16 protein-coding genes are annotated in these 20,875 nt (G+C 64.5%); 9 read left to right on the top strand and 7 right to left on the bottom strand.

Going from position 1 to position 20,875, the window contains the following annotated elements; genetic code table 11:
* Positions 1-9: 9 nt before the first annotated feature.
* The 5 genes from AC3ANP_RS13180 to AC3ANP_RS13200 all read right to left on the bottom strand — a co-directional run bounded on the left by AC3ANP_RS13180 (position 10) and on the right by AC3ANP_RS13200 (position 7,178).
* Complete coding sequence (locus AC3ANP_RS13180) at positions 10-1,683, bottom strand: (2,3-dihydroxybenzoyl)adenylate synthase (RefSeq protein WP_488330609.1); 1,674 nt, start codon at positions 1,681-1,683, stop codon at positions 10-12.
* On the bottom strand, positions 1,680-3,716 hold the full coding sequence (locus AC3ANP_RS13185) for an acetate--CoA ligase family protein (RefSeq protein WP_488330610.1): 2,037 nt from the start codon (positions 3,714-3,716) through the stop codon (positions 1,680-1,682). Before AC3ANP_RS13185 ends, AC3ANP_RS13180 begins: the two co-directional genes overlap by 4 nt.
* The gene (locus AC3ANP_RS13190) at positions 3,709-5,280 is read right to left on the bottom strand and encodes an FAD-dependent monooxygenase (protein ID WP_488330611.1); all 1,572 of its coding nucleotides are present in this window, start codon (positions 5,278-5,280) and stop codon (positions 3,709-3,711) included. Before AC3ANP_RS13190 ends, AC3ANP_RS13185 begins: the two co-directional genes overlap by 8 nt.
* An 80-nt stretch (positions 5,281-5,360) precedes the next feature.
* Positions 5,361-6,194 carry a PaaX family transcriptional regulator gene (locus AC3ANP_RS13195; RefSeq protein ID WP_488330612.1) on the bottom strand — a complete coding sequence of 278 codons (834 nt, stop codon included), beginning with the start codon at positions 6,192-6,194 and terminating at the stop codon, positions 5,361-5,363.
* An 87-nt stretch (positions 6,195-6,281) separates the two neighbouring features.
* The gene (locus AC3ANP_RS13200) at positions 6,282-7,178 is read right to left on the bottom strand and encodes a PaaX family transcriptional regulator (protein ID WP_488330613.1); all 897 of its coding nucleotides are present in this window, start codon (positions 7,176-7,178) and stop codon (positions 6,282-6,284) included.
* Between the two features lie 98 nt (positions 7,179-7,276).
* Here AC3ANP_RS13200 and AC3ANP_RS13205 point away from each other — a divergent pair, with 98 nt between their 5' ends.
* The gene (locus AC3ANP_RS13205) at positions 7,277-8,635 is read left to right on the top strand and encodes an MFS transporter (protein ID WP_488330614.1); all 1,359 of its coding nucleotides are present in this window, start codon (positions 7,277-7,279) and stop codon (positions 8,633-8,635) included.
* A 91-nt stretch (positions 8,636-8,726) separates the two neighbouring features.
* Entirely contained in the window at positions 8,727-9,398 is a 672-nt protein-coding gene (locus AC3ANP_RS13210) for a cysteine hydrolase family protein (RefSeq protein WP_488330615.1), read from the top strand.
* 34 nt (positions 9,399-9,432) lie between these two features.
* Here the strand turns inward: AC3ANP_RS13210 and AC3ANP_RS13215 are convergent, their stop codons facing one another.
* Entirely contained in the window at positions 9,433-10,401 is a 969-nt protein-coding gene (locus AC3ANP_RS13215; protein WP_488330616.1) for an IS481 family transposase, read from the bottom strand.
* Positions 10,402-10,766: 365 nt separating this feature from the next.
* Here AC3ANP_RS13215 and AC3ANP_RS13220 point away from each other — a divergent pair, with 365 nt between their 5' ends.
* The 7 genes from AC3ANP_RS13220 (at position 10,767) to AC3ANP_RS13250 (ending at position 20,094) form a co-directional block, all read left to right on the top strand.
* Positions 10,767-11,501 carry a DUF5058 family protein gene (locus tag AC3ANP_RS13220; protein WP_488330617.1) on the top strand — a complete coding sequence of 245 codons (735 nt, stop codon included), beginning with the start codon at positions 10,767-10,769 and terminating at the stop codon, positions 11,499-11,501.
* A gap of 22 nt (positions 11,502-11,523) precedes the next feature.
* Positions 11,524-12,255 (top strand): hypothetical protein, encoded by a 732-nt coding sequence (locus tag AC3ANP_RS13225; protein ID WP_488330618.1) that lies wholly within the window; start codon positions 11,524-11,526, stop codon positions 12,253-12,255.
* Between the two features lie 46 nt (positions 12,256-12,301).
* Entirely contained in the window at positions 12,302-13,546 is a 1,245-nt protein-coding gene (locus tag AC3ANP_RS13230) for an amidohydrolase (RefSeq protein WP_488330619.1), read from the top strand.
* A gap of 159 nt (positions 13,547-13,705) precedes the next feature.
* Positions 13,706-14,800 (top strand): NAD(P)-dependent alcohol dehydrogenase, encoded by a 1,095-nt coding sequence (locus AC3ANP_RS13235; protein WP_488330620.1) that lies wholly within the window; start codon positions 13,706-13,708, stop codon positions 14,798-14,800.
* A 547-nt stretch (positions 14,801-15,347) separates the two neighbouring features.
* On the top strand, positions 15,348-16,022 hold the full coding sequence (locus AC3ANP_RS13240; protein ID WP_488330621.1) for an acetate uptake transporter: 675 nt from the start codon (positions 15,348-15,350) through the stop codon (positions 16,020-16,022).
* Positions 16,023-16,073: 51 nt separating this feature from the next.
* Positions 16,074-18,008, top strand: coding sequence for an acetate--CoA ligase (gene acs / locus AC3ANP_RS13245; RefSeq protein ID WP_488333056.1), 1,935 nt, complete (start codon positions 16,074-16,076; stop codon positions 18,006-18,008).
* Positions 18,009-18,324: 316 nt separating this feature from the next.
* A complete protein-coding gene (locus AC3ANP_RS13250; RefSeq protein WP_488330622.1) occupies positions 18,325-20,094 on the top strand; it encodes a calcineurin-like phosphoesterase C-terminal domain-containing protein in 1,770 nt (589 codons plus the stop codon).
* 67 nt (positions 20,095-20,161) lie between these two features.
* Here the strand turns inward: AC3ANP_RS13250 and AC3ANP_RS13255 are convergent, their stop codons facing one another.
* Positions 20,162-20,743 carry a hypothetical protein gene (locus tag AC3ANP_RS13255; RefSeq protein ID WP_488330623.1) on the bottom strand — a complete coding sequence of 194 codons (582 nt, stop codon included), beginning with the start codon at positions 20,741-20,743 and terminating at the stop codon, positions 20,162-20,164.
* Between the last annotated feature and the right edge of the window lie 132 nt (positions 20,744-20,875).

Consider the following 20,875-nt stretch of genomic DNA (forward strand, 5'->3'; position numbering starts at 1 on the left):
GCCAGTCCTTTACTTTGCTTGAGCGCCTGAGGCTGCGAGCCGTTCCGCTATGTCGGCGCGGAGTTCCTTCTTGTTGATCTTGCCCACCTTGGTGGCAGGCAGTTCGTCTACCACCACCAGGTGTTCGGGGATCTTGAAGGCCGCCACGCCTGTTTGGCGCAGCATGTCCTGGATCTGCTCCAGGGTTACTTCTGTTCCTGGTTTGACGGTGATGTAAAGGCAGAGCCGTTCGCCGAGCTGTGGGTCCGGCATGGCGATCGCCGCGGCCATGGTGACGTCTTCGACCCGGTAGACGAGACTTTCGATTTCTTCCGCGGAGATCTTTTCGCCGCCGCGGTTGATCATGTCTTTGTCGCGGCCCTGGACGATGAGGTTCCCGTCGGGGCGCCGTTCCACGATGTCTCCGCTGGCGTACCAGCCATCGGGCGTGAAGGCGCGGGCGTTGGCTTCCGGGGCACGGTAGTAGCCCCGGGGGGTGTAGGGACCGCGGGTCAGGATGGAACCGGCAACGCCGTCGGGCAGGTCTGCTCCGGCCTCATCCACGATGCGGACTTCGTCGGCCTCGGATACGGGGCGGCCCTGCGTGGTGCAGATGACGTCCTCCGGGTCATCGAGGCGGGTCGTGTTGATAAGCCCTTCGGCCATCCCGAACACCTGCTGTAGCGTCGCGCCCAGGACCGGCTTCACTTTCCGGGCGATTTCGTCCGGCAGCCGGGAGCCGCCCACTTGGAGGACTTCGAGGCTGGCCAGCTGATCCGCGCCGGTTTCCTGCTGGTACTCGATCCATCGCTGGGCGACGGCCGGGACCGCCGTCGAGATGGTTACCTTCTCGCGTTTGATGGTGGCGAAGGCTTTGCGTGGTTCAGGGCTGGGCAGCATGACTGCGCGGCCGCCGGCAAATAGGATGCCGAGAATGCCAGGGCAGGCCAACGGAAAGTTGTGGCTCGCAGGGAGCGTACCGAGGTAGACGGTGTCCTCGGTGACTCCGGTTGGGATGGAGCAGGCCTTGATGTTATAGGCGTAGTCGTTGTGGGTCCTCGTGATGAGCTTCGGCAGCCCGGTGGTTCCGCCGGAAAGCAGGAACAGGGCAGGCGAGTCCGGCGAAGGGGCGGCGGCATCCAGCCGCGCGCGGACAGCCGAGACGTCCTTTACAGGTGCCAAGACCTCCTCGAGACGTGCGTTGAGGGGCTTTGCTGTACCGGAAACGAGGATGATCTCGAGGGCCGGAATGGACGCTGCAAGTTCTTCAGCCATTCTCTGGTGGTCGAAGTCCTTGATGACGTCCGGGACGGCGATGGCCCGTGCTTCGGAGAGTTCCGTGAGGAAGGCAAGCTCGTATTGCCGGTGCGCCGGCAGAGCCATGACGGGAATGATCCCGGCGCGGAAACATGCCAGCGTTAGCACGGTGAATTGCCAGCCGTTGGGTAGCTGGACCATGAGGCGGTCATCCGGCTTCAGTCCCAGGCCAAGGAGCCGTTCGGCGGCCGCATCCATTCTGTTGGCGAGTTCGCCGTAGGTCAGCCGCAGGTCCCCGTCAACGACGGCGATTTTCTCCGGCAGCCGGTCGGCCGTGTCGAGGATGTAAGCGCCCAGAGCGCGGTCTTCCCAATAGCCTTTGGCGCGGAATTCTGCGGCGAGGTCCGCCGGCCAGGGGATGGTGCCTTCACTGGTGTGGCTGGTCATTCTGCGTCCTCCTCGACGTTGATCACTACGGCGTCAAGCGCTATGAGACCGTCAGGGGTCAGGCGCAAGGGGTTTATTTCGATCTCGGCGATTTGGTCATTGGCCACGAGTGCGTCACCGAGCCGGACCAAAATGCCTGCCAGCTCGGCCGTGTCCACGGTCGGACCGGAGCGGAAGCCGTACAAGAGCTCGCGGGCCTGGAGATCGGAGGGCATGCCCTCGGCCACCCGGACGGAAAGGGGAGCGGAGCGGATGGAAATGTCGGCGAAGACCTCTGCGGCCGTGCCGCCCAGGCCCAGAACGACGATGGGTCCGAACACGGGATCGCGGCGCACACCTGCCACCAGGTCGACCCCCGATGGTGCCATGGCCTCGACCAGGAACTCGCGGGCGCCGGCGGTTTCGAGGCCGTCGAGGGCCCGGTCCATGGCAGCGGGGGAGTCCACGCCCAGGTGCACTCCGCCGACTTCGGTTTTGTGCAGAACGGCGGCGTCGAGCAGCTTGACCGCAACCGGTCCGCCGATTTCGACGAGGGCCTCCTGGGCGGCGGTGCGGGTGCTGCAGCTGCGCCGGGCGGGTGTGGCGATGCCAAGTGCGCCGAGGAGTTCCTTGGCGCGGTCCTCATCCCAAGGTCCGTGCACCTTCGGCCAGGTGAAGGAGCCGGCGTCGGCCCCTTCGCGTTGGAACTGTCCCCGGGCGTCGTACACCAGGGCTGTAATGCCGTGGGCCAGGGAGGTGGGTCCGGTGATCAGCGGCAGGCCGTGGAGTTGAGCTGATTTGCGGGTACGTTCGACGTCGCCGTCGGGTCCGTCCACACCGATCAGGAACGGGAGTGCTTCGGCCGCGCCGGATTCGGCGACGGAGGCCGGCAGGTCGGCCACGGGTTCGGTCAGTCCGTAGACCGCGACCATGTCGATGGCCGGGTCAGCGGCGACGGCCGCCACGATTTTTTCGTAGCCGGGCCCGGGCCGGCCGGTGTCGACCGGGTTGGCCTGGAATGTCATCGGCGGCAACAGTGCACCTATGGCGTCCTGGCTGGCTTGGGTCAGGCGCGGCAGCGTTACGCCGGCGCTGTGGAGGGCATCGGCGATGAGTAGGCCCGGGCCGGCCTGACCGGTGATGAGCCCGACCCCGGGGTTGGCTGCCGGCGCCAGGCGGCGTCCTGCGAGGCCAGTCACCGCGGCTACCAGCTGGTTTTCGTCGTCGACGATCACCGCGCCCGCCTGCTTGAGGACGGCACGAGTCGTACGCCACGATGTGGCCAGGGCGCCGGTGTGGGACTGGGCAAATTCGGACACGTCGTTTTGTCCAACGATCAGCGCGACGACCGGCTTGACAGCACTGAGGCGTGCGACGGCGTCCATGAGCGCCGGGCCGTCGGCGACGGTTTCCAGGTGTAGGGCAACGGCTTTGGTTTGGTCATCGGAGATCAGGTAGTCCAGGACATCGGGTGCGGTGATGTCCGTGCCGGCGCCGATGCCGACGGCGAGGCTGACGCCCACGCCGGCGCGCTGGAGGTGGAAGGCCAGGACGTGGTTGACTCCGCCGCTGGCTGCCACGGCGGCGACCGAGCCGGGTTCCAGTTCTGCGACGCCAGGGACGAAGCTTGCCCGCAGGTTGCGGTGCGGGACGAAGAAGCCCGAAGTGTTGGGCCCGAGCAGCCGGATCCCCGTCTCCCGGATGGCTTCCTGGACGGCCTGGTCGAATTGGACGCCGGGGCCGCCGGCTTCGGCGAAACCGCCGGCGCAGACCAGGGCAGCCTTGGCGCCGTTGGCTGCGCTGTCCCGGAGTGCCTGGGCGGTGGCGGCGGCGGGGACGCAGAGGACGGCAAGGTCGGGGCCGCCGGGGATGGCCGCGGCGGCGGCGGCGATGCTGGTGTGCATCCCGTTGTCCCCGCGGCTGTTCACCAGTTCCACGGGCGCCGGGTAGCTGGAAAGCGACTGCGCCATGACGGCGCCAAGTTTATCCGGACTGGACGAGGCGCCGACGACAATGATGCCGCGGGGTCCAAAGAGGGGGCTCAGGTTATGCACCGGTGGCCCCCACGGCGGTGGCGACGGCGTCGGACCGGCCGGACAGGACCAAGGTCAGATTTGATGCCGGTCCGCGGTCATCGACGATGACGCTTGTCATGCCGCGCCCGAGCCGGGCTTCCTCGGAGAGCAGGATACGGGTGAAGGGGGTGCCGCCCTGGATCACGACCGCTGCTGCCTGCGGCGTCAGCCGGGCGAAGGCATCGGTCAGGCCGTCTTCGGTGTCCGGTGCGGTGAGCAGCAGTGCCGTGCCGGAGTCGGCCTCGGCCGGGTTGGTGGTTACGGCCATACTTCCGCCGGCACCGGCCAGGACGGACCGGCCGTCCTGCTGGGTAAGGGAGAGCAGGCGGCCGCCGAACCGGACCGATCCGGCGTCGAGCGGCGTTTCCAGTGGCGTGTGGCCGTGCCGGGCCAGCCAGTCTGCTTCCACCGATTCAACAAAGCCGGCATCGCGCTGGCGGATCTTGTCGATGTCGATGCTGCGGGAGAAGAAGTGGAAGGTGAACTGGGTGGGGGCGAAGGAGTTGTAGTACCGGCCGAAGTGTTCCCACCAGCTCAGTCCGCCACGTGCCTGGTTCTGGATCTTGGCAACCTGGGGCTGACGCTCGGCTTCATAGTTGGTGAAGGCGGTTTCGAGGTCGTCCTGGTGCGCAGCCACTTCCCGGACAAGGGCGATGGCGTCCTCCATGGCCATTTTGGTGCCGGATCCTACGGAGAAGTGCGCGGTGTGCACGGCATCGCCGAGCAGGACGACGTTGCCCTTGTGCCAGGACCGGGTCCGGCGGGTGCGGAAGTTCGCCCAGCGGGAGCTGTTGGCGACCAGGGGCTCGCCCGCGATGTCCTCGGCAAAGAGCTTTTCGAGGAAACGCTGGGTCTTCAGGTCCGACGGTCCCGGGGGCTGGCTGACATCGAACTCGTCGAGGCCGGCCTTGCGCCAGGTGTCCTCGTCGGTTTCGACGATGAAGGTGCTGAGGTTGTCGCTGATCGGGTAGCCATGGACTGCGAAGTTGCCGAACTCGCTCTGACGGTGCAGGAAGGTCATGCCCTTGAAGATGTGGCTGGTTCCAAACCAGATGAATTTTGCTGTGGCCATCTCTGCTGTGTGGCCCAGGCTTTCGCCGAGCTGTTCGCGGGTTGAAGAGTTCGCACCGTCTGCGCCGACGATCAGGTCAAAGTCTGCAAGCTGGGACAGTTCCGGAACGTACTGGCCAAAGCGCATGTCGACGCCGGCGTCCGCGGCCCGTTCCTGCATGAGCTGGAGGAGGGTCTTGCGGTAGATGGCGGCCATGCCGTTGCCGGCGAAGGACTTCTGTTCGCCCTTGAGCCAGACTTCGATGTCGTCCCAGTGGGTGCCGAAGTCGCGCAGGCCGTCGTGGACCACAGGATCGGCCTCGTTGATCCTGGTCAAGGTTGCGTCAGAGAAGACCACGCCGAAGCCGAACGCGTCCGTGGCCTGGTTTCGTTCAAAGAGGACCACCTCGGCCTCCGGAACGGTCTGCTTGAACAGGGTTGAGAAGAACAGTCCGCCGGGACCGCCGCCTATGCAGGCTACGCGAAGTGCCATCGATGCCACCTTCTAGAAGTTGTCGGTGAGATAAGTCTCACCGATTATGTAACTAATCTCAGCAGAACGTCAACCAAGTGTTACATAACCCTGTCACTAACGGCCGGCACCGGCCTGCCGATCACACCCTCCACGTAGGCGCGCGCCTGGGGGCCCAGCTGCTCATGCACCCGGGTGAAAAGACTGAAGGCCGCCGGACCCGGCCAGTCCTCGGGCTGCAGTTCCGGGGGCAGCTCGGGATCCCTGAACGGAAAGCGGCGGAAGTCATCGGTGATACGGGTCCGCTCCACGAGTGCCAGCTTCCCGTCCTTGACGCTGTTGCCACCGGGGTTGTCGAGGTGTCCGTAGCTGGCCAGGAAGCCGAGATAGTCCCCCCTCAGGGATTCCAGGTCCCAGCACCGGGAGGCCAGTTGGCGGCCCTGGTCCGGATCATCGGAACCACACCAAAGCACATCCATTCGGGCACCTTCGTGCTCGGCGGCGATTGACTTGGCCTCACTCGAAAGATCGTGCGGGGCAAGCCAGGTTGAGGGTGAGAGTTGTCCAAACCCCGCCCATGCGAGCTGCTTTCGAAGCTGTTCGCGGACGGTGCGCTCGGCTTCGGGTACCTGGTAGATGACCATGGTCCACCGACCGCGCCAGGCCTCCTCCTTGCGGCGGAAGATCCTCGGACGGCCTTCAACCAACAGACCTAGCATGTGCTCACTCAGGGCGTAGACCGTCTCGCGCCCCTCCTTGCGGGTGGTGAACCACCCCTCCTTCTTGAGGCGCGACATGCTGACCCGCACCGTGGCCGGCTCAATGCCGAAGGCCGTCATGAGCTCAGTGAGCTCCGCCAGCTTGATCTCCCCCCCGGTGTAGCGAAGGTAATCACCGAAGAGGTTCAGCACGAGCGACCGGGGCGTCTCCGCCATGGGGTTTCCTCTGGTTGGAAGCAATGTGTAACATCAAATATACCGGTACACTCAGTAATGTTACATAATGCCCGACGCAGTCCGCGCCTAAGCCACGACCTCCGCGCCGCGCTCGACCGGCCGGCCGATGATGCCGGAGACGAATTCCGTGGCCGCTGGCCCGAGCTGGCGGTGCACCGCACCGAACAAGCTGTACGCCACACCACTCGGCCACCCCTCCGGTTGTAGCTCTCGGGGCAGGTACGGGTCCCGGAAGGGGAACCGGCGAAAGTCACCAATAATGCGCATCCGCTCGATGAGCGCAGCCCGCCCGTCGTTGCCCGGCTTGCGTACCTGGTCTCTCTGCCCTTCATAAGTGCTGATGAAGTGCTGATAATCCACGCCCAGCTGCTCCAGGTCCCAGCATCGCGCGGCAAGGTCCCTGTCCTCCTGCACGTCCCCGGTGCCGCACCAGAGCGCATCTACTTTCGCAGACGGGTGGTCCGCGGCAATTTCGCGAACCTCGGACATCAGGTCCCGCGGACTGAGCCACGTTGACGGCGACAATTGGCCGAACCCGAGCCAGGCAAGCCGTTTGCGTAGCTGCTCACGGACGGCACGCTCGGATTCCGGCACCTGATAGATAGCCATGGTCCACCGCCCCTCCCAGGGCTCGTCCCGCCGTCGGAAGATCCGCTCCCGTCCTTCATCCAGAATTGCCAGCAATTCCGGGGTAAGGGTATAGACCGTCTCGCGCCCTACGCGCCGCGTAGTGAACCAGCCCTCCTTGCGCAGGCGCGACAAGTTGACGCGAACCGTGGCCGCTTCCACACCAAAGATCCCGAGGAGCTCCGTGAGGTCACCAAGCCTGGCCTCTCCCCCCGCGTAGCGAAGATAGTCTCCAAAAAGGTCCAGAATCAGGGCCCTGGGCTTCCACTGCATCGCGATTTCTCCATCCTTGCGTGCCTGCGGCGTCATCAATGCAACAAAACGCTTGACGAACAACGCAATTGTGTTACATTCGGCTGTGGGTCAGATCACAGATAAACCGGCCCCTCTTCTCTGGCACAACCACACCGTCGTGTATATCACCTGGAGTCCCCATGGCTTTGCAATCTCCCGCATCCCCACAGGCCCGCCCGCGCAAGTCGGCAGCCGCTGTCATCTTCCTCTGCTTCCTGGCCATAGTCTTCGACGGCTACGACCTGGTGGTCTATGGAGCAATCGTCCCCAAGCTTCTGGCCTACCAGCCATGGGGTCTGAGCCCCGTGGAGACGGGCGCGATCGGCAGCTATGCGCTGGCCGGCATGTTCATCGGGGCCATCCTCATCGGATACCTCACGGACATCGTGGGCCGCCGGAAGGTGATGATGGTGTCCATCGCCGCCTTCTCGCTGCTAATGCTGCTGACCGCGTGGGCGCCCACCCCCGAACTCTTCGGCCTGTTCCGGTTCCTGGCAGGTCTCGGTCTGGGCGGCGTCATTCCGACGGCGATTGCCCTGACCGTGGAGTTCTCACAGTCAAACCGACGCAACTTCAACAACGCCTTGATGTTCTCCGGGTACGCCGTCGGCGGCATCCTCGCCGCACTGCTCGCCCTCGCGTTCCTGCCCGCGCTCGGATTCCAGGGCATGCTGGCCCTGGGCGGCATTCCGCTCATCACTGTCCTCCCGCTGCTCTTCAAGTTCCTCCCGGAATCTCCCGCGTACCTAGCGGCAAAGGGCGACCGTGCACAGGCCGAACGCATCATTCGGGACTATGGACTCGAACCCCTGCCCGAGGCACCGGTGCAGGGCGAAGCCCCCGCGGCAGGCCGTTTCCGTACCCTTCTGACCGGGCGGCTCCTTGGTGCCATGATCCTCTTCTGCCTGGCCGGGATCTGCGGACAGACCCTGGTCTATGGACTCAACACCTGGTTGCCCCAGCTCATGGTGATCGCCAAGTATTCGCTGGCCTCGTCCCTGACGTTCCTCCTGACGGTCAACATCGGCGCCGTGGTCGGTGTGCTGGTGTCCTCCCGTCTGGCGGACAAGTTCGGCCCGCGTCCCGTCACGGCGGTCTCCTTCGCCAGCTCCGGGATCGCACTGGTCCTGATGGGTACCGGCATCATGCCCCTGCCGGTCATGTACCTGCTCGTCGCGGTTGTCGGTTTCGGATCGGTGGGAGCCCAAATCCTCGTCAATGGCTTCGTGGCTACCTACTTCTCGAATGCAACCAGGGCCACCGCGCTCGGTATTACGCTCGGCATCGGCCGGATCGGCGCCGTGCTGGCCATCTCCGGTGGCGGCATCCTGGTCGCAGCGGCCCTGGGCAACTTCATCAACTTCTCTGTATGGGCCATTGCTGCAGCAATCGGGGCGATAGCCGTACTTGCCGTACCTCGTCTTTCGGACGCCTCCGGCACCAAGAGAACCGCCGAGGTGGCTTCCGGGATCCAAACAACCGGCAGCCTCCAGCACTAAACCCCGCCCGCAACTTAGAACTCAAGCACCCAGTGACAGGTAGTGCGTACCGGCTGGATCATGCAGTAAAAACGATTGGGAGCAAACGAACATGGGTTACAAAATTTCCGAAATTGATGCCACGCGCACAGCGGTGATTGTGGTGGACATGGAGAACGACTTCGTCGCTGAAGGAGCGCCAATGGAATCGGCACAGGCCCGTGCGGCGGTGCCTAACATGCAGAAGACGCTGGCGTGCGCCCGTGAAACAGGAATGAAGGTCATCTACACTACCCATGCGCATCGGGAGGACGGGTGCGACGTCGGTCGCTTCGCCGATCTTTACCCGCCCATAGCCAACAAAGCGGGGCTGGTCGACGGTACCGCCGGCGTGGAAATCTATCCTGACCTGGCGCCAGTTCCGGGAGAGATCGTGGTGAAGAAGCACCGCTATAGTGCCTTTTTCGGTACTGACTTGGACATCATCCTGCGGGGAAGCGGAATCGAGACGGTGGTGGTTATCGGCACGACTACAGAGAACTGCTGCCACGCCACCGCCCGAGATGCGATGTTCCGCGACTACTTTGTGGTCTTCCTTTCCGACGCCACTGGCACCTTTGATTACCCGGACGTCGGACAAGGGGAAATGTCCGCCGCAGAGGTCCACGCCGCCACCCTGAAGATTCTGGCCTTCTCAACCGCAGACGTCATGACTACCGACGAATTTACGGCCAAGGCTCGAGCATCAGCACTGGTAGAGGAACCGGCATTGGTCCAGCCCTAGCCGCACTTCACGCATCGCGTGGACCTAGGGAAAGCTAGGTGTATTGACCTGACAGGTTGGTGACGCGGCTGGCGGGTGGTTGACCCTTGAGTGAAGTGTGGCCTCGGTGATGATTGTAGTGATGGAGCCAATCGCTGAAAGCGGCAACACGCTCTGATTCTGATCCGTAGGGTTTGGCGTAGGCCCACTCGTCCAGCATGGTGCGGTTGTAGCGCTCGACTTTGCCGTTGGTCTGCGGACGGTAGGGGCGGGTCCGTTTGTGCGTGATATCCGCACCCAGGGCGTCTTTGAACGCGTAGGAGCGGTAGCAGGAGCCGTTGTCCGTCAAGACCCGTTTCACGGTAATCCCGCAGGACTCGAAGTAGGCGTTGGCGCGTTCCCAGAACCCGGCCGCGGTTTCCTTCTTTTCATCGGCCAGGATCTCGGTATAGGCCAGCCGGGAATGGTCATCAACGGCGTTGTGCAAGAACGCGTAGCCAGGTCTCCGGTTCGCCGCCGTGCCGGTCTTGTTCCGCCTGCCAGCGGCCCTGCCCACGCTCCGGTGACCGCCTCCGTCCGGGATCCGCCCGAGCTTCTTGATGTCCACGTGGACCAGGTCCCCGGGGCCCTCGTGCTCGTAGCGGCGGATCACCCGGCCGGTAGCACGGTCCAGCCAGGACAGCCTGGCCAGCCCGAACCTCGAGAGCACCCGGTGCACGGTGGACGGGTGGATCCCCAGCAGGTAACCGATCCGCGCCGGGCCCCACCGGCGGTTGACTCTGATCGCAATGATCCGCCGTTCCCGCCGGGGGCAGGTCCGTCGCGGCGAGGTTCGGGGCCTACTCGAGGCATCCTGCATGCCGGCCTCACCATGGTCGCGGTAGCGGCCGGCCCACCGCGATGCGGTCGTGACCGAGACCTGGAACCGTTCAGCCGCCCGCCGCAGCGGCCATCCGTCATCAACGATGCATCTGGCCAGCCGGAGCCTGCCCTTAGGCGTGAGGATCGCGTTAGCATGGGACATTGAAGACCTCCTTGTGAACTGGACTCTCGACAAGCCCAACTCCACTCGGAGGTCTTCTTTTTGTCACCCAACCACGCCGGTGTTCCTAACGTCCGTGGTCAATACAGCTAGGGACAGGCCGCAGGTTTCGGTTGACCCGCGCGCGGCCAGTCACCGCTCCCGGGTCCTGGCATGGACGGACTGGTTCGTTTATCGACCGGTTCGGACGGGACTGCGGATGTTTTGGAAGGGCGTCATTCCAGAGCCCACCCGTGACTTCAGACGTGCCATGACCAGCCCTGGTGAAAATTCGAAATCATCTAGACCGCAAACATGTTAGATCGGCATCACACCTGAGCCGTCACATGAAACCCAAAGGAGTGCAGATGCACCGCTTTGCCGTTGACCCGGGATCGACCGACATCACCCCCGTGTCCTTCCACCCCGTCCTCTGGATCTGCGCCGCGGCCGTGTTCGCGGTCATCGTGCTTCAGTCCGTCATCTACCTTCGGGCGATCCGCAAGGCCGCCGGCTCCGCGAACCTCACGGACGAGCAGGTGATGGGCTCGGTCCGCCGCGGCGGCATCGCCGCGATCGGTCCTTCGCTGGCCGTAGCCTTGGTCGCGGTCTCGCTGTTGCCGCTCTTCAGCACGCCGGCGGTGTTGACCCGGATCGGCCTGGTCGGGTCCGCGGCGTTTGATGTCGCCGCGGCAGGCCTCGCGGCCACCTCGCAGGGCGCCCAGCTCGGCGGCCCCACCTACACCCAGAAGATCTTCGCGATCGGCTTTGCCGCGATGACCCTCGGTGGAATCGTGTGGATGCTCAGCGCGCTCATCCTCACCCCGATCCTGGCCAAGGGCGACAAGACCCTTCGGAAGGTCAACCCGGCGGTCATGACGGTCGTCCCGACCGCGGCAATCCTCGCCGCCTTCATCACGCTCGCGCTCACCGAGACCACCAAGTCGGGTGTGCACATCTTGACGGTGCTCGTCTCGGCGGCCGTGATGGGCCTGTGCCTCGCCGGTGCCAAGTTCTTGAAAAAGCCCTGGCTGCGCGAGTGGGGCCTCGGCATCGCCATCTTTGTCGCCCTCGCCGCCGCCTTCCTCGCCACCGCCAAGTAATACGAGCCCAGGAGAACCTGCCATGTCCTCTCAGACCACATCCCTCGACGGGCTCGCCCAGTTCGACCGCACCACCTCCATCTGGGGCCCCATCACCCTCGGACTCGGATTCCTTATCTCCCTCGGCGCCGCGCTCTTCGTAGCATTCGGCACGGGCCTGGGCATCACGGGCCAGGAGGTATGGACCGCGTTCGGCATCGTCTTCGCCACGTTCGGCATCATCGCCGTCGTCGAGCCGATCTCGTACTACCCGATCCTCGGCCGGTCCGCGATGTACCAGGCGTTCATGATCGGCAACATCGCGAACAAGCTGCTGCCCTCCGCCATCATCGCCCAGACCGATCTGGGCGAGAAGCCGGGCACCCGCCGGGCCGAGCTGATCGCAGGCGCGGCGATCATCGGTGCCGCGTTCGTGCACATCATCACGCTGATCATCCTCGTGGGCTTCCTCGGCACCTGGCTCCTGGGCCTCCTGCCGGCGGGGCTCATCGCAGTGGCCCGCCTCTACATCCTCTCGGCTGTCTTCGGTGCCGTGACCATCCAGGCCATCGTGTCAATGAAGAACGCCCGAACCACGATCATCGCCGCAGTCGTTTCGGCCATCGTCGTTTACGGGGTGGTCCGGCTCGCGCCGTTCCTGACCAACTACGTCACGGCCATCTCCGTCGTCGCCGTGATCTTCGTGGCATGGTTTGCCCGAAAGCGCACGGACGCCCCCACGCCGGCCGAGGCGCCAACCTCCGTCGGACACTGACCGGCACTAAGCACCGAACCCTACCCGAGTGATACGAAAGGCCATCATGACTGACACCACCACCGTTGCCCTCGCCAGCGGCATCGAGGTCCCCGCGGGTTTCCTTGCCGAGCACGTGGAGCTCTACAAGGAATTCCACCGCGCGCCCGAGCTGTCCTCGGCGGAGCACCGGACCGCCGAATCGATCGAGGCCAGACTGACCGAGCTGGGCATTGAGCACTTCCGCTCCGGCGGGACCGGCGTCGTCGGTCTCCTCAGCAACGGCGAGGGTCCCGTGGTCGGCTTCCGCGCGGATACGGACGGGCTGCCCATCGCCGAGGCCACCGGCCTCGACTACGCGAGCACCGCCACCGGCACCCTGCCGGACGGCAGCGAAGCGCCCACGATGCACGGCTGCGGCCACGACACCCACATCACCGCAGCCCTGGGCGCCGCCCAGTACCTCACGGAGAACCGCGACGCGTGGCACGGGACCGTCGTGCTCCTCTTCCAGCCCGGCGAGGAAACGGCGTGGGGCGCCAAGGCGATGGTCGACGACGGACTGTGGGACCGCGCCCCGCGCCCCGAGGTGGTCCTCGCCCAGCACGTCATGCCCGCCAAGGCCGGCACGTTCTCGCTGCGCGCCGGGAACATGGCCAGCCTCGCCGATTCGTGGCGGATCACCGTCCGCGGCCGCCAGGCCCACGGGTCCCAGCCGGAGAAGTCGCTGGACCCGATCGTCGCGGCGGCCTCAATGGTCCTGCGCCTGCAGACGATCGTCTCGCGGGAACTGGCTCCGACCACGCCCGCGGTCGTCACGGTAGGCACCTTCCATGCCGGCCTCAAGGAGAACATCATCCCGGAGACCGCAGAGTTCAGCCTCAATGTGCGCACGCCCGACGAGGAGGTCCGCGCCCACGTCCTGGGTTCGATCCGCCGCATTGTCGCCGCCGAGGCTGCCGCCTCCGGCATCGAAGAGCCTGCGATCGTGGAGATCAACCGTTTCCCGCGCCTCTTCAACGACGCCGGGCACACCGCCCGCGCCACGGCGGCGCTGACCGCGGCCTTCGGGCCGGATTCCGTCATCGCCGAGCCGCTGGGCATGGCTTCGGAGGACGCCGGCTGGCTCGGCGACTCGATCGGCGTGCCAGTGGTCTTCTGGTCCTTCGGCGCGTTCCCCGCCGCGGCCTTCGCCGACGGCGCCGCCCCCGCCGGCAACCACTCACCGCACTTCGCCCCGGACGCCGAGCTCGCCGTGGTCAACGGAACGGGCGCGGCCCTCGCGGTGCTGCTGGAATACCTGGGCAACTAGCCAAACGCACGACGGCGGGTCCCGGCCCGCCGTCGTGCGTCCGGGTCCGCAGGGGAGGTTCGAGAGCGGGGTATACGTTTGTCGTACACCCAAAGCTCGACCGTCCGCGCTGATGCTCGCGACTGAAGGCGAAAAGTTGGTGCAGGTCCTGAAGGAGAAATGTCTATGAAGATCAAGGCAGCAGTCGTCCGCGAGACGGGCAAACCGCTTTCAATCGAAGAGCTGGAGCTCGCCGAACCCCGACCCGACGAGGTCACGGTGCGCATGGTGGCCAGTGGCATCTGCCATACGGATTCGACAGCCCGCAACGGCGCTTACCCGATCGAGTGGCCAGCAGTGCTCGGACACGAGGGTGCTGGTGTCGTTGAGTCTGTCGGTTCATCGGTGACGAGCGTCGCCGTCGGCGACCACGTAGTCATGGCGCCAGCGTCGTGCGGTATCTGCAAGCAGTGCCGGCGGGGCGAGATGGCGTACTGCGAGCACTACATAGCCCTCAACCTGAGCGGTCGGCGCGGCTCGCTCTCGGCCGACGGTGAGACCGTGGCCTCGCACTTCTTCGGCCAATCGTCTTTCTCGTCCCATGCCAACGTCTTGGAGCGCTGCGTGGTCAAGGTCGACCCCGACGTTCCGCTGGAAACGGTCGCGCCCCTGGGGTGCGGACTGCAGACCGGTGCCGGCGCGGTCCTGAACGATCTCCGGCCGGAGGCGGCAACGTCGCTGGCGGTCATCGGAACCGGAGCTGTCGGCTCGGCGGCGATTATGGCCGCCAAGATCGCCGGCTGCACAACGGTGATCGCCGTGGACCTGCACGAGAACCGCCTGGAGATGGCCCTCAGCCTCGGCGCGACCCACACCGTCAACTCCGGTGAAGCTGACATGCTCGAAGAGCTCAAGCGGATCACTGGCGGCGCAGGCGTGGACTACATCGTCGACACCACCTCCGTGCCCTCGGTGCTGCGCCAGGCAGCCCAAGCTCTCGCGTTCCGAGGGACGCTTGTGGCCGTCGGCAACACGACGTTCGGCACTGAAGCGCCGTTCGAAATCGGGGAGTCTCAGGTCAAGGGGTGGACGTTCCGGATGAACGTGCAGGGCAGCTCCGTCTACCAGGTATTCATCCCGCGCCTGATCGAGCTGTGGAAGCAAGGACGGTTCCCCTTCGAGAAGCTGGTCAAGACCTACTCGTTCGAGGACATCAACCAGGGCTTCGAGGACTCAGCGAACGGCACCACGATCAAACCGATCCTCGTCTTCTGACCCAACGGCTTACGCCGCCGGCAAGTCTGCGGCCCCGAAATCTTTCCTGCTCGGCGCCCAGGCCACGGACAGCGAACGCGGTGTCTTTGACGGGGAGGTTTCCCAGCCGACGATCGCCCGGGAGTACAGGCCGATGACGAGGGCGACGTAGACGAATCCCGGAGTCCGCCCCGGTTCCGGGTAAACAGGAGCCGGGCAACCACGGCGGCTGCCAGGCTCTTGCCGGCGGGTGGGCGCCGGTCAGGCGGAAGGTGCCGCTGCGGCGGCCTTCTTTCCGAGGGCCTGGGCCGCCGGGGCCGGGGAAGTGGGGGAGGCTGAGGCGGCGCTGATGCCCGCGGCTACTGCGCAGCAGCCTCATATACGTGCCGCTCTTGCGGCCCGGCCAATGACGATGACGTTCATCCATTCGGAAGCTGGCTCGAAGTGATTTAGATCACAAGGTACTGCAAGATAAATCACAAAAATTCCGGATGTTGACCTTGCGCACTCAGGAGTAGCGTGATATGTATCACCAGCAGTGGTGCTGGTGCTGACAAGGAGTCGTACCATGAGTGTCGAATCAAGCTCCGCGGCGGGGACTCTCCCCTCCGGGCGTGGCCGCAGGGGAGAAAGCCCTGTCCCAGCCCAAGGTCCGGTCGTAGCTCCGCAAACCGCCATTAGCCCGCCGTTTGCCGATCCTGCTGCTTTAGGTCTGGGCGCGTTCGCACTGACCACGTTCGTGCTCAGTGTCATAAATGCAGGCCTGATTCCCAAGGCGGATGAGCCAGTGGTCCTGGGACTTGCGCTGTTCTATGGCGGCATAGCCCAGTTCGGGGCCGGAATCTGGGAATTTGCTAACCGAAACGTCTTCGGCGCCACCGCGTTCTGCTCCTACGGAGCCTTCTGGATGTCGTTCTGGTTCTTGAGCCAATTCAGCGCGGGAAGCCTTCCGGCAGCGGACGCCGGCAAAGCCGTGGGGCTGTACCTCCTGGCATGGGCAATCTTTACGGCCTACATGACCGTTTCCGCATGGCGCGTGAGCATGGGCGTTTTCACCGTCTTCGTCTTCTTGACCCTGACCTTTATCGCACTGTTCCTCGGCGCTTTCGCCGGAGCCACCGGGTTGACGGTGCTGGGCGGCTGGCTGGGCATCGTGACAGCGCTTGTTGCCTGGTATTGCTCCCTCGCGGTGGTTGCGAACTCCACCTACAAGCGGACCGTGCTCCCGGTCGGGCGCCGGTGACGCGCCGTGTCCCCGGATCGAAGTGAACCGGAAGAGGCCCTCGCCAACCTGATGCACGAACAGCGGCGCTTTCCACCGGACGCCGGCTTTTCCGCGCACGCCAACGCCACGTCGTCGGACTACGCCGAAGCCGACGGCGACAGGCTGGCGTTCTGGGAGCGGCAGGCGAAGCGGTTGGACTGGTCGCAGAGTTGGAGTGAGGTCCTGGACTGGTCCAATGCGCCGTTTGCCAAGTGGTTCGTCGGGGGTCAACTCAATGTTGCCTACAACTGCCTTGACCGCCACGTCCTGGCCGGCCGCGGGGACAAGGTCGCCTATTACTTTGAAGGCGAAGGCGGTGACACGCGCACGATCACGTATTCCCAGCTCACCCGCATGGTCTGCCAGGCAGCAAACACGCTGACCGATTTGGGTGTCAGGTCCGGGGACCGGGTGGCGATCTACATGCCGATGATTCCGGAAACCGTCGTGGCGATGCTGGCCTGTGCCCGCATTGGGGCGCCGCACACCGTCGTGTTCGGCGGGTTCTCCGCAGATGCGCTTCGAACCCGGATCCACGACTGCGACGCGAGGGTCGTCATCACTTCCGACGGTGCCTATCGCCGGGGCAAAGCCAGCGGGTTGAAGCCCGTTGTGGACGAGGCCCTGCTGGACTGCCCGGAGGTCCGCAACGTGCTGGTGGTCCGCCGCACAGGCCAGGAGGTGGACTGGACTCCGGGCCGCGATCTCTGGTGGCACGAAACGGTTGAGTTGGCGTCCGCCGAGCATGAAGCGGAGGCTTTCGACGCCGAACATCCCCTGTATGTCATGTACACCTCGGGCACCACGGGTAAGCCCAAGGGCATCCTGCACACCACCGGCGGCTACCTCACGGCATGCGCGTACACCCACTGGGCGGTGTTCGACCTTAAGGCCGAGTCGGACATCTTCTGGACCGCGGCGGATATCGGCTGGGTCACCGGGCACAGCTACATCGTCTACGGCCCCTTGGCCAACGGTGCTAGCTCCGTGCTGTACGAGGGCACGCCGGACACCCCGCACCAGGGCCGCTGGTGGGAAATTATCGACAAGTACAAGGTGTCGATTCTCTACTGCGCCCCGACCGCCATCCGTACCTTCATGAAATGGGGCGCGGAGATACCGGCCAAATACAGCCTCGCCAGTTTGCGGGTGATCGGCACTGTCGGGGAACCGATCAACCCGGCCGCCTACATCTGGTACCGGGAGAACATTGGCCGCAACCGGACGCCCGTCGTGGATACCTGGTGGCAGACGGAGACCGGAGCCATCATGATCAGTCCGCTGCCGGGAGTCACGGCAGGCAAACCGGGCGCGGCCATGAGGGCACTGCCCGGAGTGGTGGCCGACGTCGTAAATGACGCGGGCGATTCCGTTGCCAACGGTTCCGGCGGCTATCTAATCCTCAGGGAACCGTGGCCCTCCATGTTGCGCACCATTTGGGGCGATGATGACCGCTACGTTGAGACCTACTGGTCGCGGTTCCCGGGGCTCTACTTCGCGGGGGACGGCGCCAAGAAGGACGAGGAGGGGGATATCTGGCTTCTCGGCCGGGTGGACGACGTGATGAACGTGGCAGGACACCGGCTTTCGACGACGGAAATCGAATCGGCGCTCGTGGCCCATCCCAAGGTGGCCGAAGCCGCGGTCGTAGGCGCCCTCGACGACACCACCGGGCAGGCCATCGTCGCCTTCGTTATCCTGCGCAGCGAAGCAGGCGACGGCGGACCCGAGGTCGTACAGGAACTGCGGGATCACGTCGCCAAAGAAATCGGCAAAATAGCCCGGCCCCGGCAGATCATGGTGGTGTCGGAACTGCCGAAAACCCGGTCCGGCAAGATCATGCGGAGGCTCCTCAAGGATGTGGCGCAGGACAGGCCAATCGGTGATGTCACCACCTTGGCGGACTCCTCAGTGATGGACCTGATCAAGGCGGGTATGCCCGGGGGCGCCGGCGGGCCGCACTAGGCGTTCGGCTGGGCCTCGGCGGTAAGCGTCTCTAGCGGACGGCAAAGCAGGTAAGGGTACTGGCTGGCGCGGTCGCACCCGGGGCTTCGACGATCTGGCCGGGCGTAGCATATCGGTTTGGTTTGGCATGCCCTTGAACTTCCGGCGGGCTTTGATTGCGGGCACGTGGCGCGGGTGGCGTCTTAACTTTGGTTTGCGTTCATTCGCCCGGGAAAGGGTTGATGGGACCGGCGACCTACCGGCTACATCACTCGACCAGAGGTTCAATATTATGCAGCTATATCCCAATCCGCCCACGAAACAATTGTCCCGACCTGTGCGCCTGACCGGGGCCGTGGCGTTGCTTGCCACCAGCGCGCTGGTTGCGCCAATCGGCTCCGCAGTCGCCGCCCCGGCGGAATCCGACTGGACCGCCTCCGCCTACCGGGGAACTGTCGAGGTCGTCAACGCACCCACGGCTGATCAGCAGATTTTGGACGGGACCGTGTTCGAGGACAAGAACAGGAACTCCACACAGGAATCCGGTGAACCGGGCCTGCCCGGGGTAACGGTTTCCAACGGCCGCGACGTCGTCACAACCGACGGTCAGGGCCGCTATGAACTGCCTGCGTACGAGAACATGACAGTCTTCGTGACCCAGCCGCGTGGCTACCAGGTACCAGTGGACGAACACAACGTCGCCCAGTTCTTCTACCACCACCTGCCGGCAGGCTCCCCGAAGCTGAAGTACGGCGGCATCGCGCCCACCGGCGCGCTGCCGGACAAGGTGAACTTTCCGCTGGCTAAAAGCCAGCTCACCCAGTCGCCGGAGCAGCACTGCGTGGTCGGCGCCGACGTCCAGACCTACAACGAAAAAGAGGTGGGGTTCGCACGCGAGGGCGTTTTCACCGATCTGGCCGCCCGCACCGACTACGCCGGCTGTGGGGCCCTGTTCATCGGCGACATCGTGGGTGACGACCTGTCCCTCTACGCTAAGACCCGCGAACTGACATCCATGCTCAACGGCCCTGCCCGCTTCCTGCCCGGCAACCACGACCTGGACTTCGACGCCCTCGACGGCGAGCACGAGTTCGACACGTACCGCGCCCAGTTCGGCCCGGAGTATTACTCCTACGACGCCGGCAAGGCCCACGTCGTGGCCCTCAGCAACATCCAGTACCCGACGGTAATCCCGGCGAAGAAGGGCAGTTACGCCTACGGTTTGGGCGAACGTCAGCTCGAATGGCTGCGCAAGGACATCGCCTCTGTCCCCAAGAACCAGGCCGTTGTGATCGCCTCCCACGCCCCGCTGCACGAGTTCTTCTACTCCAGCGGCTACACCCACGCCCAGATTGAGCAGATATACGAAATCCTCAAGGGACGCGAGGTGGTTTCTCTCGCCGGCCACACCCACATGTCCGAAAACCTCCGCCAGGGCGACCTGATGGCCGGCTGGGCTGAGAAGCTCGGGGAGGCCGGTCTGCCGTTCACTCACCTGACCGTCCCGGCAGTGTCCGGCCAGTGGTACAACGGCCGGGTGCTGGAGGAGGGCTTTCCCACTGCCGTCCAGCGAGACGGGACTCCTCCTGGCGTGTTGACTCTGGACATCAAGAACACGGACATCCAAGAGCGTTTCACCGCCACCGGTGACGACGGCTCCGATCAGATGGCTCTGGGAATCAACTCTCCGACCTACCGCGCCTGGTTCGACAAGTACCAGAACCAACGAGGCAAGGCCCCGGCGCCGGAGAACCCCAATGCCGTGACCCGCGGCGAGCTTGGTGAGACCTGGCTGACCACCAACTTCTGGATGGGGTCCACCGGCTCCACCGTGAAGATTTCCCTTGACGGCGGCGAGGCCACCGATGCGACCCGCACGCAGTCGATGACCGCTGACGACGTCCCGCGGATCGGTGCCGAGTACACCGACCCGGTAGCGACCCTTGAGCAGTTGGTTCACGGCGGCGGCCTTCACGACCGCACCTCCCACCTGTGGCGTCTCCAACTCCCGGCCAACCTGACGATCGGCGAGCACACCGCCAAAGTCACCGCGACAGACGCCTACGGCCGCGAGTTCACCGAAACCCTAGCCTTCGAGGTCAAGTAACACTGGTACCGAAACTGACAGCGGGTGGTTGCGCACTGCGGCCGCCCGCTGTGGTGTCAGGCCCTTTTTAACTGCCGGACCAGATCTTACTCACCCTAAACACGAATACCACTATGTTTGCGATGAAGAATAGGGACAATCCAAGTTGCCAGATGACGTAACTCGGCCAAGAAAATATTTTTGGATACCGCGGACTTTCCAATCCGTAGTCGATGGGTTTGAAGGTGCGGCCGAGTCTTGGTGATTCGGCATACCTCCATGCCCATGAATGTGTACTCAATGGCTCGATTCTTAAGGCTTCTTCAAGCTGATTGAGCTTGTGCTTTTCGATGAGCTCAAGGAAACGATGCCTTCCAAGCAGGTGCATCGACATCAGTATCAAAATCGCTCCCAGGGCCGCCGCTGTGGCTGCTGCCACGTCCGCGACGCCAGGAGTCAATGAGATGGACATGAGAAACGACTGCGCGGTGAGGGCCAGGACAGGCGTCTGCCATAACAGCTCATCGTGTGCGAGGAAACGAGCGGTCAGCATCTCATAGGTCAGTTGGTCATAGTTGTGATTGATCTCCCACGGCGGCCCTTCTTCACCTGCTTCTGGGCTTCCGGCGGGAAAGGGAGATTTGTCCCAAACGTCCTCGTCGTCAGGCACAGCACACCGTGGATCCGAGCAGGGGATCAAGGGGATCTATAAGCAGCCCGACGCCAATAGCAGCAAAGAAATTTGGCCGCCTTGCGGGGTCAACTGGCCACGGTATACGTGGACGCTGGGCAACGGCTGTTC

This window comes from Arthrobacter sp. JB02-1C, assembly GCF_057748045.1.

Coding starts and splice junctions, on each gene's coding strand:
- AC3ANP_RS13225 (WP_488330618.1), top strand. CDS start 11,524: ATGTCCTCTCAGACCACATCCCTCGACGGGCTCGCCCAGTTCGACCGC.
- AC3ANP_RS13195 (WP_488330612.1), bottom strand. CDS start 6,194: ATGGCGGAGACGCCCCGGTCGCTCGTGCTGAACCTCTTCGGTGATTAC.
- AC3ANP_RS13210 (WP_488330615.1), top strand. CDS start 8,727: ATGGGTTACAAAATTTCCGAAATTGATGCCACGCGCACAGCGGTGATT.
- AC3ANP_RS13215 (WP_488330616.1), bottom strand. CDS start 10,401: ATGTCCCATGCTAACGCGATCCTCACGCCTAAGGGCAGGCTCCGGCTG.
- AC3ANP_RS13180 (WP_488330609.1), bottom strand. CDS start 1,683: ATGACCAGCCACACCAGTGAAGGCACCATCCCCTGGCCGGCGGACCTC.
- AC3ANP_RS13205 (WP_488330614.1), top strand. CDS start 7,277: ATGGCTTTGCAATCTCCCGCATCCCCACAGGCCCGCCCGCGCAAGTCG.
- acs (WP_488333056.1), top strand. CDS start 16,074: ATGCACGAACAGCGGCGCTTTCCACCGGACGCCGGCTTTTCCGCGCAC.
- AC3ANP_RS13230 (WP_488330619.1), top strand. CDS start 12,302: ATGACTGACACCACCACCGTTGCCCTCGCCAGCGGCATCGAGGTCCCC.
- AC3ANP_RS13240 (WP_488330621.1), top strand. CDS start 15,348: ATGAGTGTCGAATCAAGCTCCGCGGCGGGGACTCTCCCCTCCGGGCGT.
- AC3ANP_RS13220 (WP_488330617.1), top strand. CDS start 10,767: ATGCACCGCTTTGCCGTTGACCCGGGATCGACCGACATCACCCCCGTG.
- AC3ANP_RS13235 (WP_488330620.1), top strand. CDS start 13,706: ATGTCTATGAAGATCAAGGCAGCAGTCGTCCGCGAGACGGGCAAACCG.
- AC3ANP_RS13190 (WP_488330611.1), bottom strand. CDS start 5,280: ATGGCACTTCGCGTAGCCTGCATAGGCGGCGGTCCCGGCGGACTGTTC.